Source organism: Streptomyces spongiae (assembly GCF_009377185.1).
GTDB classification, from domain to species: Bacteria; Actinomycetota; Actinomycetes; order Streptomycetales; family Streptomycetaceae; genus Streptomyces; species Streptomyces spongiae.
In genome coordinates this window covers 1-13,202 of record NZ_VJZC01000268.1, presented here as the reverse complement: position 1 = coordinate 13,202, position 13,202 = coordinate 1, and the positions used below count along the sequence as shown (strand labels likewise).

Sequence of the window (13,202 nt, the reverse complement as noted above, 5' to 3'; positions counted from 1 at the left end):
CCACCACCGCGACCCCCTCCGGCGCCCACCCCCAATTCGCCGAGGCCCTCCAAGCGTTGGGCCTCGACGACCTCCACGCCCGCATCCGCCGCTTCCCGGAGGGAGCCCGCACCGCCTCCGAGGCCGCCGCCGCGATCGGATGCGAGCTCAGCGAGATCTGCAAATCCCTCGTGTTCGCGGCCGACGGAGTCCCCGTGCTCGTCCTCATGGACGGCGCATCCCGCGTGGACGTCGAGCTCGTACGGCGCGAACTGGGCGCCGAGAAGGTGACGCGCGCCAAGCCCGACGTCGTACGGGAGACGACCGGGTACGCGATCGGCGGCGTACCGCCCTTCGGGCACCGCACGAAGACCCATGTGCTCGCGGACCGTTCGCTGCTGGACCACGACACCGTGTGGGCGGCCGCCGGCACCCCGCACGCCGTGTTCCCCATGGCCCCCAAGGAGTTGGTCACGCACGCGGGCGCCACGCTCGCCGACGTGCGGGAGCAGACCGCGTGACACCCACCGTGACCGCGGCCGTCCTGCTCGCCGCGGTCACGCACGCCAGCTGGAACGCCATCGCCCACCGCATCACCGACAAACTCGTCGGCTTCGCGCTGATCTCGGGCGGCGGCGCGCTGATCGGTTTCGCCGCCATGCCGTTCGTACCGGTCCCGGCAGCCGAGGCGTGGCCGTACCTGATCGCGTCCGCGGTGATCCACCTCGTGTACTACCTGCTGCTGATGCGGTCGTTCCGGCTGGGTGACTTCGGGCAGGCGTACCCCATCGCGCGCGGGACCGCGCCGCTGGTCGTGACCGTACTCGCGGCCCTGTTCGCGCACGAGGTGCCGGACGGCTGGGCGGCGGCCGGCATCGCGCTGAGCTGCGCGGGGCTGACGGGGGTCGCGCTGTGGGGCCTGCGCGGGCGCCGTCCGCACTGGGCGGCGATCGGCGCGGCCCTCGCCACGGGCCTGTCGATCGCGGCGTACACGGTGGTGGACGGCCTGGGTGTACGGGCGTCGGGGTCGTCCCTGGGCTATATCGCCTGGCTGATGGCCCTGGAGGGCCTGGCGCTGCCGGCGTACGCGGTCGCGTACCGCTGGCGCGGGCAGACCGTCCAGGTCCTCCGTCCGTTCGCCGGCCTCGGACTGCTCGGCGCCGCGCTGTCCGTGGGGGCGTACGGGCTGGTCCTGTGGGCCCAGACCCGAGCCGAGCTGGCCCCCATCGCCGCGCTCCGCGAGTCGTCGATCATCGTCGGTGCCGCCATAGGCGCGGTGTTCTTCAGGGAGCGGTTCGGGGCGCCGCGGATCGTGGCGGCGGGGCTGCTCGTGGTGGGCATCGGGCTGATGTTGCGGGCGGGCTGAGACCCGGGCTGAAGGTCCCTCCCGACGTCGTGCGTCCGCGGGCGCGGAGGAGCACTCTGGAAGCAGCGGTTCCGGAGGTGATCGTCATGATGCACACCACAGTCGGATGGCACGTGGAGCTGGAATTCGAGGAGGACGACCAGCGCACCAGGGCGGCGGCTCTCGTGCGGCTGCCCGACGGGAACGAGGTACGGGCCCACGGGTACGCCAGCCGCCACCACACCGACAGCAATCAGCCACGGGTCGGTGAGGAGGTCGCCGGGGCAAGGGCCCTGAACGAACTGGCGATGAGACTGCTCACCAAGGCGCACGGCGAGATCGACGAGGCGTCCGGCAGGACGTCCCACCCGATCGCGCTCTGAGCGCGGGCCGACGCGTCAAGTGGACTCTGCGCCAAGGAAGTGTGGACCGTCAGCCAATGACAATCGGGCGATCTTCCGCGCATGCTGGTGATCGTCACGGGAGGGGCAACGACGGCCAGGGCCACGGGGGAGCCCTGGCGGGGGCCCGGTGCGGTCGTCCACCGCGACCGCACCGGGGTCAGCCCTTCCCGTACGCCCTACCGCCCTACCGGGGTGTCAGCCCGCGACGGCCGCCCGTACCGCCCGCACCAGTGCCTGGGCCCGGGGGTCGGCCGTCACCGTCTTGCGGAAGCCGTTCGTGACGTAACCGAAGGCGATCCCGGTGGCGGGGTCGGCGAAGCCGAGGGGGCCGCCCCGGCCCGGGTGGCCGAAGGAGCCGGGGCCGAGCAGTGGTGACGCGCTGCCGTGCAGCATGTAGCCCAGGCCGAAGCGGGTGTTGACGACGAGGGTGCGGTCGGGGCCCGCGGACTCCTCCGCGCGGGCCGACTCCGCGGTCTCCGGGGTGAACAGCCGTACGCCGTCCACCTCGCCGATCAGGGACGCGTAGAAGCGGGCCAGTCCGACCGCCGTGGCGATGCCGTTCGTCGCGGGGAGGGCCGCCGCTCGGTAGGCGGGGTCGTTCTGGTCGGGGAACGGGGTGATCGCGGCGAAGGCCCGGCGGGTGAGGGAGGACGGATCGTCGTAGGCCTCGGTGACCGAGCGCTTCGGGCGCAGGCGGAGGCCCCCGGAGGGCTCGGGTGCCTCGGTGCGGCCGGCGCGGCCCACGCGTGCGGCCTGCGCCGGCGGTAGCCCCAGCCACAGGTCGAGGCCCAGTGGACCGGCGATCTCCGACGCGATCCACTCCCCGGTCCACTGTCCCGTGACCCGTCGCACCAGCTCGTCGAGCATCCAGCCGTACGTCAGCGGGTGGTAGCCGTGGTCGGTGCCGGGCTCCCACACCGGGGCCTGCGCGGCGACCGCCTCGGGGCCGCGGGACGGGTTCAGCGCCTCCTGCGGGGTCAACGGGTGGTCGAGGTACGGGAGTCCGGCCCGGTGGTTCAGCACGTGCCGGACCAGGGCCCGCTCCTTGCCGCGCGCCTTGAACTCCGGCCAGTACTCGCCGACCGGCGCGTCCAGGTCCAGCTTCCCGCGCTCGGCCAGCATCAGCGGTACGGCGGCGGCGACGCCCTTGGTCGCCGAGCGCACGATCTGGGCGGTGCCCCGCTCCCAGGGCGCGTCGCCGTCCACGTCCCGGGTGCCGCCCCACAGGTCCACGACCTTGTGGCCGTCCCGGTACACGGCGATCGCCGCGCCCCGCTCCCCCAGCGCCTCGAAGTTCGTGACGAACGCGTCCCTCACCGGCTCGAAGCCCTCGGCCACTGTGCCGTTCACGTCCACGTCCGCGCTCCCTGTTCGCTCGCCTGTGCCGACTCACCCACGTCGACGGGTGCAACACACGCGCGGAGGCTGCGATTCCTGTGCCGGTCGGGTCGTCAGCCCAGGACGATCGTGACGTCGATGTTCCCGCGGGTCGCGTTCGAGTACGGGCACACCTGGTGGGCGGCGTCGACCAGCTTGGACGCGATGTCCTGGTCGAGGACGGGGAGGGAGACGCTGAGGGCGACCGCGAGGCCGTAGCCGCGCTGTGCGTTGGGGCCGATGCCCACCTTCGCGGAGACCGTGGACCCGGTCAGGTCGTAGCCCTCGCGGCGGCCGACGAGGACCAGGGCGTTGTGGAAGCAGGAGCTGTACCCGGCGGCGAAGAGCTGCTCGGGGTTCGTGCCGGTACCGTCGCCCCCCAGCGCCGGTGGCATCGCGACCTTCAGGTCGATGTGGCCGTCCTGGCTGGTGACGTAGCCGTTGCGGCCGCCGTGCGCGGTGGCCTCGGCGACGTACATGATCTTCGTCGGACGGGTGTCGACAGCCTCGGTGTCGAGCATGGTTGGCCTCCCCCGGAAACAAGTGCGCGCAAGTACATCGTGCACAAGGTACCGACCGGTAAGAATTCTTCCGCGACCAGGGGGTGTAACTATGGGTAACCAAAGGTGAAGGTGTGCAGAAAGTGAAGGGTGTGCGGTCTCAGCGGCTGCGGGCAGCCGCCTTCTCCGCGCGGTCCACCAACTGCCACAGCTCCGCCCGCAGCCGGGCCACGTCGCCGCCGCCCAGCCCGGTCGCCGCCAGCAACGCGCCCGGCACGCACTCCGCGCGCTCCCGCAGCGCCTCGCCCCGCCCGGTGACCGCCACGAACACCGTCCGCTCGTCGCGCGCCGACCGCTCACGCCGTACGAGGCCCACCGCCTCCAGCCGCTTCAGCAGCGGCGACACCGTGCCGTAGTCCAGACGCAGGGCCCCCGCCAGCTCCTTGACCGTGATCTCGCCGCGCTCCCAGAGCACGAGCAGGACCAGGTACTGCGGGTAGGTGAGGCCGAGCTCGTCGAGCAGGGGCCGGTACGCGGCGGTCACGGACCGCTGGGCCGCGTACAGCGCGAAGCACAGCTGCTCGTCGAGGATCAGCGACCCCTGCAACCCGGCGTCCTCTGGGCCCTCTGGGTCCTCTGGATTCGTCACGCGCCCATTGTCTTCGTCACGCGCCCATTGTCACGGACCGCGGATCGAAGCCGAAGGGGAGCTCCAGACGGTGGGCGCGCATCAGCTCGTCGTCCGCGAGGAGTTCGCCGGTCCTCCCGTCCGCCGCGATCACGCCGTCGCTGAGGATCAGCGAGCGCGGGCACAGTTCGAGGGCGTACGGCAGGTCGTGCGTGACCATGAGGACCGTGACGTCCAACGACCGCAGGATGTCCGCGAGTTCACGCCGTGAGGCGGGGTCCAGGTTCGACGACGGCTCGTCCAGGACCAGGATCTCCGGCTCCATGGCGAGTACGGTCGCGACGGCCACCCGGCGGCGCTGGCCGAAGGAGAGGTGGTGCGGCGGGCGGTCCTTGAACTCCGCCATGCCGACCCGCTCCAGCGCCCGGTCCACGCGCGCCTCCAGCTCGGCGCCCTTGAGACCGGCCGCCGCGGGCCCGAAGGCCACGTCCTCCCGCACCGACGGCATGAACAGCTGGTCGTCCGGGTCCTGGAAGACGATGCCGACGCGCCGCCGGATCTCCGCCATGTGCTGCCTGCCGACCGGCAGTCCGGCGACCTTCACGGTTCCGGCGCCCGCGGTGAGGATGCCGTTGAGGTGCAGCACGAGGGTGGTCTTGCCGGCGCCGTTCGGCCCGAGCAGCGCGACCCGCTCGCCGCGTGCGAGGCGGAAGTCCACGCCGAACAGGGCCTGGTGGCCGTCGGGGTAGGCGAAGGCGAGCCCGGCCACGTCCAGCGAAGGCGGCACAAGCGAAGGCGTCACATCAGTCACATCGGTCACAGGGTCCATCCCAACAGACAGACGACGAGGGCGGCACACGGGAGCGCGAGGGCGTACGACCACTGTGCCCGGGACGCGGTCACCTCGTCGATCACGGGCATGGAGCCCGCGTAGCCGCGGCTGATCATGGCCAGGTGGACGCGTTCGCCGCGCTCGTAGGAGCGGATGAACAGGGCGCCCGCGGACTTGGCGAGGACGCCCCAGTGCCGTACGCCACGGGCCTCGAAGCCGCGCGACTCCCGGGCGATCCGCATTCGCCGCATCTCGTCGGTGATCACGTCCCCGTAGCGGATCATGAAGGAGGCGATCTGCACGAGGAGCGGCGGGAGTTTGAGCCGTTGCAGGCCGAGGAGGAGTTCGCGGAGCTCGGTCGTGGCGGCGAGGAGGACGGAGGCGGCGACGCCCAGGGTGCCCTTGGCGAGCACGTTCCAGGCGCCCCACAGGCCGTTCACGCTCAGCGACATGCCCAGGACGTCGACGCGCTCGCCCTGCGCCACGAACGGCATGAGCACCGCGAAGGCCACGAACGGGATCTCGATCAGCAGCCTCTTCAGCAGGAAGGAAGCGGGCACGCGGGCCGCGTACGCCACTGTCCCGAGCAGCGCCGCGTACAGCGCGAACGCCCAGACGGCCTCGCGCGGCGTGGACACCACGACGACCACGAACGCGAAGACCGCCGTCAGCTTGGTGTGCGGCGGCAGGGCGTGCACGGGCGAGTGCCCGTGCCGGTACAGCTTGTGCGCGTGGCCCGCCCCCATGTCAGACGTTCTCGGGTACGGAGGTGGGGCCGGCCTCGCTGCTGCGGCGCCTGCGCACGGCCCAGAACACGCCCGTCCCGGCGACGACGGTGACGCCCACGCCGATCACGCCCGCGAGGCCGCCGGACACGCGCGTGTTCGTGATGCCCTCCACGCCGTAGTCGGCCAGCGGGGAGTCGGCGGCCGCGTGGTCCTCGACCTTGGCGTCGATGCCCTTGTCGGCGGCCACCTTCTCCAGGCCGTCGGGGTTGGCGGAGGCGTAGAAGCTGACGAACCCGGCGAGGAGGAGGGAGGTGCCGAGGCCGGCGAGGAGCAGCTTGCGCGGGGAGCGGGCGGCGACGGGCATGGGCTCGGGCTCGGGCTCGGCCGCCGGGGCGTCGACGAGTTCGCCGTTCACGCGCAGCTTCAGCGGGGCGGTCAGGCCGCGGGCGCCGTACACCAGGTCCGGCCGTACGGCGATGACGGCACCGACGGTGAGCGCGGTGATCGTGGCCTCGCCGATGCCGATGAGGACGTGCACGCCGACCATCGCGGTGAGGACCTGGCCGATCGGGACGTCCGTGGTGCCGCCGATCGCGTAGACGAGCGTGAAGGCGGCGGCCGCGCCGGGCACGGAGAGCAGGGCGGCGACGAAGGCGGAGACGGTGATAGAGCGGCGCTTCTTCGGCAGGACCTTCACCAGGCCGCGGAAGACGGCGTACGCGACGACGGTCGTCACGACCGCCATCACGGTGATGTTCACGCCGAGCGCGGTGAGGCCGCCGTCCGCGAACAGGATGCCCTGCATGAGCAGCACGACGGACACGCACAGGACCCCGGTGTAGGGGCCCACGAGTATCGCGGCGAGCGCCCCGCCCAGCAGATGCCCGCTGGTGCCGGCGGCGACGGGGAAGTTCAGCATCTGTACGGCGAAGATGAACGCGGCGACGAGTCCGGCGAGCGGTGCCGTCCGCTCGTCCAGCTCGCGCCGGGCACCGCGCAGGCTCACGGCCACGGCACCCGCCGCGACGACTCCGGCGACCGCCGAGACGGGGGCGTTGATGAATCCGTCGGGCACATGCATGGGCTGGCTCGCTCTCCCCTGCGGAATGGCTGGAACCGTACGATGATAGTGCCTTGTTGCGAGCCTCTTGCAAGAGCGCGTAGCAACCAACAGCCGGGCGCACGCACAGGCACCCCCGGGCCGGGTGGCCGAAAATGTGGCACATTGGACACAGAGCGGGACGTATCGCGGATGCACGAGTTCCACTCGGGTCACTCAGCGTAGGGAGCCGACCGATGTCCGTTGTCGAACAGTACGCGCGAGCCCACGTCGTCACGGACTCCGTCGAGTCCGAGGACACCGTCCGGGTACTCCTCCGCTACGACGCCGAAGACGACCCCCGCGCCGTTCACGTCAACCTCCCCGGTCTCCACCAGGAGCCCCACGACTGGGAGGTCTCCCGCGAACTCATCGAACGGGGCCTGCGTGCCCCCGCCACCAGCGGCGACGGCGACATCAGCGTCTGGCCCCTGGGCCGCGTCCAGGCGGTCATGGAGTTCCACTCCACCGAGGGCGTGGAGGTCATGCAGTTCGACTCGAAGGCCCTGATCCGCTTCCTTCGGCGGACCTATGTGGAAGGGGCGCCGCTGCCGAGGTGACTACACGGGAACGGTGAGCGTGGCCGTGTAGCCCTTTTCGACGTCGCCCTTGAGGGTGGCCAGCTGCTGGTCGTGGCCGTCGCTGAAGATGTTGTCCGTCTCCAGGGAGAGGCCGCTGAGGTTCTGGACGCTCCTGCTGTAGCCGTCCGTGGCGTACACGGTGTCGCAGACGTCCTTCGGGAAGGCGAGCTGCGAGGTGGCCACGATGGACTGGGCTGCGGTGGCGTCGTCGAGGCTGCCGTACACCTCGAAGTGGATGTGCGGCCAGCGGCCCGAGTAACAGGCGGGGAAGATCGACGTGAAGGTCACCTGGCCCTTGTCGTCGGTCTCCTGGACTCCACGCAGGTAGTTCTCCTCGGTGACACCCTCGGAGTAGAGGGAGTAGTTGCCGTCCCGGTCGCAGTGCCAGAGGTAGACGGCGGCGCCCTTCTTCGGGGTGCCGCACCCGGACGCCTGGTCGACGACGGTGAGCGTGATCGTCAGCGGGATGCCCTCGGCGACCCCACTGGCCGAGCCGAAGCTCTTCGTGATGTCGCTGCGGACGACGCCGCTCTCCTTGAGGACGTTCACGCCGTTCGAGCCGTCCCCGGGGTAGGGGCCGGCCGTCTCGTTGGGGATGGTCTCGCAGGCCGTGTCGGAGGCGGACGTGTTCGAGGAGGACGAAGAGGAGGACGAGGTCGTACTCCCGGAGTCGTCGGCGGAGCAAGCCACCAGCGGGGCCAGGCTCGCTCCCGCCAGCAGCCGGATCATGCGGCGCCGGGCGAGGGTGGGGAGGTCGTAGGAGAGCCCTCTGTCGTGCTCGTCGTCGTGTCCGTGTCCGTGTCCGTGTCCGTGTCCGTGTCCGTGGAGTTTCTCGCTCATGGTGTCGAACCGCGCCTTCCCAATGTTCCCGTCGTGGAGTGGACGCGATGCTATGAGCGCTGCCTGTTCGGTTCCTGTGCGCGGGTTGTCAGTCCGCCGAGAGGTGCGCCCTGGTTGTCATCCGAGGACGAGAGGCAGTTTCGCGGCCAGTTGGCCCAGTTCGGACTTCTCCGCGTCGGTCGGGGCGCGGCGTCCGGTACCGATCAGCAACGCGTCCTTGTCGGAGAACGACGTGGGGAACCCGGCCCGGGCGATCTCCTCCACCATCTGGCGTGACCGGGCAAGCCCTTCGGCGGGCGGACCCGCCACGTCCGGGAGGTGCGTGACCAGGTCGAGGTGGTGCAGCGTCCACTCCAGGACGTACGCGGAGAGGTAGTCGCCCGCGGTGAGGACCTCGCCACGGGTGCTGACCCACTGGCTCGGGTCGGCCTGCTCGGCGGCACGACCGGCGGCGGAGCCGACGTCGTCGAGGTGGAACTTCAGCAGCTCTGGCTCCTCGTACGCGGCGGCCAGCCGGACGATCAGCGCGTCGAGCGGGTCGTCACCGGTGGGCGGCGTCTCGGCGACGTCCCAATAGGTGACCGCATCACGGGTCGGCTCCGTTTCGGCGGGGGTCACCAGGGTGATCAGGACGTCCTGTGCGTCGATGATCAGGTGGCACACCAGGTCCCGTACGAGCCACCCGGTACAGCCGGACGGCTGTGCGAAATCCTTGTCCGGAAGCTCGGCGACCGCGGTGCGCAACGCTGCCCACGAGCATGAGAAGAGATCCACCTCGGCACGGTAATTCGATGCCGGGCCAACAGACAACCGTAGGCAACTGCTCACCGAAGTGGTCACCTTGTCCCACGTGGCCCGCGTACTCGAGCTCAGTCGCGGAAGCTCAGCTCCTTCGTCGCGGTAACAGCCGCGGTGCGGCCCGGGGCCGACTGGTACTGCCAGTAGAGGTTCGTGTGGGCGATGACCTGGTCCGGGGGTGGGGAGCCCCACTTGCTGTTGTCCGGTGCCGTGTGTGCGTCGGCGACGAGCGTCACGTCGTAGCCGCGGACGAAGGCGCCGTGGATCGTGGACCGGATGCAGGCGTCCGTCTCCGCGCCGGTCACGACCAGGTGCCCGACGCCGGCCGCGGCCAGGGTCTCCTCCAGGTCGGTGTCCTCGAAGGAGTCGCCGTACGACTTGTGCACCAGCGGCTCCGGCGCCTGACGGGTCAGCTCCGGTACGTACTCCCAGGCGTCGCTCCCCTTCTCCAAACCCTCGTCGGAGTGCTGGACCCAGACGACCTGGACTCCCTCCGTGCGGGCCTTCTCGACGAGCGTGCCGATGTTCGCGACGACGGCGTCACGCTGGTGCGCCTCGGCCACGACGCCCTTCTGGACGTCGATCACCAGCAGGCCGGTGTGGGGTCGGTCCGGGAGTGTGGTCATGGTGGTGGTCCCCTCTGCGAACGGGCTCATGCCGTGCATCACGCTAGACCCGGCCACTGACAACGGCCGTACCTCCAACACGCAGGAAGCCGGTGAGGGCGACCCGTCCCCACGGAGCCCTCACCGGCTGGTCCTCATCGGAGCCGTCGCGTCAGACGCGTACCGGCTCCCGGTCCTCGTCCTTGTCCTCGTCCTTGTCGTTGTGCTTCCGGTGGTCGTCGGAGGTGTCGCGCAGGCCCTCGCCCTCGATGTCCACGTTCGGCAGCGCGCGGTCCAGCCACTTCGGCAGCCACCAGGCCTTCTTGCCGAGCAGGGCCAGCACTGCCGGGACGATGGTCATGCGGACGACGAAGGCGTCGAAGAACACGGCGACGGCGAGGCCGAAGCCGATCATCTTCACCATCTGCTCGGAGGAGCCGATGAAGCCCGCGAAGACCGCCATCATGATGATCGCCGCGGCCGTGACGACCCGGGCGCCGTGCCGGAAGCCGGTCACCACGGCCTGGCCGGGGCTCTCCCCGTGGACGTATGCCTCGCGCATCCGGGTCACGAGGAACACCTCGTAGTCCATCGCCAGGCCGAAGACCACGCCGACCATGAAGATCGGCATCATCGACATGATCGGGCCGGTCTCCTCGACGCCCATGAGGCCGGACAGCCAGCCCCACTGGAAGACGGCCACCACCGCACCGAGTGCGGCGAGCACGCTGAGGAGGAAGCCGAGGGCCGCCTTCAGCGGGACCAGGATCGAGCGGAAGACCACGATCAGGAGCAGGAAGGCCAGGCCCACCACCAGCGCCAGGTACGGCAGCAGCGCGTCGTTCAGCTTCTGCGAGAAGTCGATGTTCATCGCCGTGGCGCCGGTGACCAGGACATGCGCGTCCGTGTCGGCCTTGATGTCCGCGCCCGCGCCCCGGATCTCGTGCACCAGGTCCTCGGTCTGGACGGAGGACGGCTTGGAGTCCGGGATGACGGTGATCATCGCGGTGTCGCCGGACTTGTTGAACGTGGCCGGCGAGACGGACACCACGCCCTTCAGGTCCTTGATCTCGTCCCGCACCGTGTCGGCGGCCGCCTTCGGGGTGTCGCTCGCCTTGGCGTCGACCACGACCATCAGCGGACCGTTGAAACCGGGACCGAAGCCCTCCGAGAGCAGGTCGTACGCCCGGCGCTGGGTCGTGGACGTCGGCTGCGAGCCGTCGTCGGGCAGGCCCAGCTCCAGCTGCGTCGCCGGGACAGCCGCCGCGCCCAGACCGACCACGGCGAGGAGGAGCACCGCGACGGGGCGGCGGATGACGAACCTCGCCCAGCGGGTGCCCATGTTCGGCTTGGCCTCTGCCTGCGCCGAGTGCTCTGTGTCCTCTGCGTGCGCCGAGTTGTCGGTCTTCCTCGCGTCCTTCGAGAGGGGCTTCTTGCGGCGGCCCAGCAACTTGCTCTTCTCCCCCACCGGCTGGATCCTGCGGCCCGCGTACCCGAGCAGCGCCGGGACCATCGTCAGCGCGATGAGGACGGCGATGGCGACCGTGCCGGCCGCGGCGACGCCCATCTTCGTCAGCATCGGGATGTTGACGACGGCGAGACCCACGAGGGCGATCACGACCGTCAGGCCGGCGAAGACCACGGCCGAGCCGGCGGTGCCGACGGCCCGTCCGGCCGCGTCCTCGCGTGCGCGTCCCTCGGCCAGCTCGCCCCGGTACCGGGAGACGATGAACAGCGCGTAGTCGATGCCGACGGCGAGGCCGATCATCGACGCGAGGATGGAGGTGGTGGAGCCGAGGTCGAGCGCGTTGGCCAGGGCGGTGATGGTCGAGACGCCGATGCCCACGCCGATGACGGCGGTCAGCAGCGGCAGCCCGGCCGCGACGAGCGACCCGAGGGTGATGACCAGGACGACCGCGGCGACGGCGATACCGATGATCTCGGCGGCGCCGGTGTGCGGGACCGCCTGGAGCGCGTCACCGCCGATCTCCACGGTCAGCCCGGCGTCGCGGGCCTCGTCCGCGCTCGTCTCCAGGGCGTCCTTGGAGGAGTCCTCCAGCTCCATGCCGGGGACCTTGTAGCTGACCTGCGCGTACGCGGTCGTCCCGTCCTTGCTGAGGGACCTGGTCTTGTACGGGTCGGTCACGGAGACGACCTCGGAGCCGGTGCCCAGCTCCCTGACGGTCTGCTGGACGGCCGCCTTGTTGTCGGCGTCCGTCATCTTCTCCCCGGCGGGCGCCTTGAACACCACGCGCGCGGTCGCTCCGTCGGCGCTGGAGCCGGGGAAGCGCTGTTCCAGCAGGTCGAAGGTCTTCTGGGCCTCGGTGCCGGGGATCGAGAACGACGTGGAGCCCGCGGCGGGGGCGTTGGCCGCCCCGACGCCGGCGAGGGTCAGCAGGGCCACCCATAAGAAGGCGACCAAATGCCGTCGCCGGAAGGCGAGCCGGCCGAGTTTGTAGAGGAACGTGGCCACGGGGGCGTACTCCCGTTCAGGTCGTGGAGGAGCGTGCGGGCAGGGGTGATCAGCCCTTGGGGAGGCCCCGGGACGCCCCGGGGAGGGCAGGGGTGATCGGCCCGACGACGATGGGGGTACCCCCGGCTCGAGCGGAGTCGAGAGCTGGGGGAGGTGGCGTCAGGTGGTGTTCAGCTGCAGGTCAGGCAGTGAGCCAGGCAGTGAATGAGGTGCGGGGATGTGTCAGTGGGTTCGCACGCCGAGGGCGGGGAGGATCACGGCGTCGATGTACGAACGGAGGAACTCCTGCGTCGGCGGCAGCTCGTCGAGCAACGTCCGGGTGACGAAGGCGCCGAGCATCATGTGCACCACGTATCCGATCGCCGGGTTGTCCGCACGGACCTCCCCGCGGTCGACGGCGCGTCGGATCACGTTGTGGAACTCCGCCATCTCCGGATCGACGAGGAACTCCCGGAACGCCTGCAGCAGTTCGGGATTCGCGTGCACCGCCATGATCAGGCCCCGCATCAGTGCGGCGTTCTGCTCCATGGTGCAGTCGTCCTCGCGCCGGACGAGCGTGTGGAGGTCGCCCCGCAGGGACCCGGTGTCGACGTCGGCGATGTTGCCCGGCTTGTTGGACCGGATCGCCTTCGCCACCAGTTCGGCCTTGCCGCCCCACTGGCGGTAGAGGGTGGCCTTGCTGGAGCGGGTGCGGGTGGCCACGGCGTCCATGGTCAGGGCGTCGTAGCCGACTTCCCGGAGCAGGTCGAGCACGGCCCGGTACAGCTCGGCCTCGCGCTCGGGCGTGATCCGACTGCGTCGCACCGTTGCGGTCTCAGTCATCCCACTCTCCTCTTTCCCACTCCGCGATCGGACCGGCTGCGGACAGCCTAGTAGTACGACTACCCAGCACCATTCCGAACGAAACGGTTTCGTACGCTTATGAAGATACCGTGGAACCTCTCGAAACGAAACGGTTTCGTACGTGTCCTGGGTCACGCACCGCGTTTTACTCGCCCCCGCCGCCCCTACCC

Annotated in this window: 15 protein-coding genes; 4 read left to right on the top strand and 11 right to left on the bottom strand. The window is 70.5% G+C overall.

What is annotated here, in order from left to right; translation table 11 throughout:
• The 3 genes from FNH08_RS29235 to FNH08_RS29225 form a co-directional block, all read left to right on the top strand.
• Positions 1–500: YbaK/EbsC family protein (locus FNH08_RS29235; RefSeq protein ID WP_228034423.1), on the top strand; the 500-nt coding region annotated here is incomplete at its 5' end.
• Positions 497–1,345 (top strand): DMT family transporter, encoded by an 849-nt coding sequence (locus tag FNH08_RS29230; protein ID WP_322725669.1) that lies wholly within the window; start codon positions 497–499, stop codon positions 1,343–1,345. The genes FNH08_RS29235 and FNH08_RS29230, both read left to right, overlap by 4 nt.
• 86 nt (positions 1,346–1,431) lie before the next feature.
• Positions 1,432–1,707 (top strand): DUF1876 domain-containing protein, encoded by a 276-nt coding sequence (locus FNH08_RS29225; protein ID WP_152774529.1) that lies wholly within the window; start codon positions 1,432–1,434, stop codon positions 1,705–1,707.
• Between the two features lie 216 nt (positions 1,708–1,923).
• Here the strand turns inward: FNH08_RS29225 and FNH08_RS29220 are convergent, their stop codons facing one another.
• From FNH08_RS29220 to FNH08_RS29195, 6 genes are all read right to left on the bottom strand, one after another.
• Positions 1,924–3,084 (bottom strand): serine hydrolase domain-containing protein, encoded by a 1,161-nt coding sequence (locus FNH08_RS29220; RefSeq protein ID WP_322725668.1) that lies wholly within the window; start codon positions 3,082–3,084, stop codon positions 1,924–1,926.
• A gap of 95 nt (positions 3,085–3,179) precedes the next feature.
• Positions 3,180–3,626 carry an organic hydroperoxide resistance protein gene (locus FNH08_RS29215; protein WP_152774528.1) on the bottom strand — a complete coding sequence of 149 codons (447 nt, stop codon included), beginning with the start codon at positions 3,624–3,626 and terminating at the stop codon, positions 3,180–3,182.
• Between the two features lie 139 nt (positions 3,627–3,765).
• Positions 3,766–4,254 (bottom strand): MarR family winged helix-turn-helix transcriptional regulator, encoded by a 489-nt coding sequence (locus tag FNH08_RS29210; RefSeq protein WP_322725667.1) that lies wholly within the window; start codon positions 4,252–4,254, stop codon positions 3,766–3,768.
• A 16-nt stretch (positions 4,255–4,270) separates the two neighbouring features.
• Positions 4,271–5,062, bottom strand: coding sequence for an energy-coupling factor ABC transporter ATP-binding protein (locus tag FNH08_RS29205; protein WP_152774527.1), 792 nt, complete (start codon positions 5,060–5,062; stop codon positions 4,271–4,273).
• Positions 5,050–5,811, bottom strand: coding sequence for a cobalt ECF transporter T component CbiQ (gene cbiQ / locus FNH08_RS29200; protein WP_152774526.1), 762 nt, complete (start codon positions 5,809–5,811; stop codon positions 5,050–5,052). Before cbiQ ends, FNH08_RS29205 begins: the two co-directional genes overlap by 13 nt.
• 1 nt (position 5,812) lies before the next feature.
• Complete coding sequence (locus tag FNH08_RS29195) at positions 5,813–6,874, bottom strand: energy-coupling factor ABC transporter permease (RefSeq protein WP_152774525.1); 1,062 nt, start codon at positions 6,872–6,874, stop codon at positions 5,813–5,815.
• 215 nt (positions 6,875–7,089) lie between these two features.
• Between FNH08_RS29195 and FNH08_RS29190 the strand changes: the two genes are divergently transcribed.
• Positions 7,090–7,452 carry an SsgA family sporulation/cell division regulator gene (locus tag FNH08_RS29190; RefSeq protein WP_152774524.1) on the top strand — a complete coding sequence of 121 codons (363 nt, stop codon included), beginning with the start codon at positions 7,090–7,092 and terminating at the stop codon, positions 7,450–7,452.
• Here the strand turns inward: FNH08_RS29190 and FNH08_RS29185 are convergent, their stop codons facing one another.
• The 5 genes from FNH08_RS29185 to FNH08_RS29165 form a co-directional block, all read right to left on the bottom strand.
• Positions 7,453–8,313: an intradiol ring-cleavage dioxygenase gene (locus FNH08_RS29185; protein WP_152774523.1), complete on the bottom strand. Its 861-nt coding sequence runs from the start codon at positions 8,311–8,313 to the stop codon at positions 7,453–7,455.
• A gap of 117 nt (positions 8,314–8,430) precedes the next feature.
• Complete coding sequence (locus FNH08_RS29180; protein ID WP_322725665.1) at positions 8,431–9,087, bottom strand: maleylpyruvate isomerase N-terminal domain-containing protein; 657 nt, start codon at positions 9,085–9,087, stop codon at positions 8,431–8,433.
• 95 nt (positions 9,088–9,182) lie between these two features.
• Positions 9,183–9,737 (bottom strand): isochorismatase family protein, encoded by a 555-nt coding sequence (locus tag FNH08_RS29175; RefSeq protein ID WP_152774530.1) that lies wholly within the window; start codon positions 9,735–9,737, stop codon positions 9,183–9,185.
• 151 nt (positions 9,738–9,888) lie between these two features.
• Complete coding sequence (locus FNH08_RS29170; RefSeq protein WP_322725664.1) at positions 9,889–12,189, bottom strand: MMPL family transporter; 2,301 nt, start codon at positions 12,187–12,189, stop codon at positions 9,889–9,891.
• A gap of 222 nt (positions 12,190–12,411) precedes the next feature.
• On the bottom strand, positions 12,412–13,011 hold the full coding sequence (locus FNH08_RS29165; protein ID WP_152774520.1) for a TetR/AcrR family transcriptional regulator: 600 nt from the start codon (positions 13,009–13,011) through the stop codon (positions 12,412–12,414).
• Positions 13,012–13,202 lie beyond the last annotated feature (191 nt).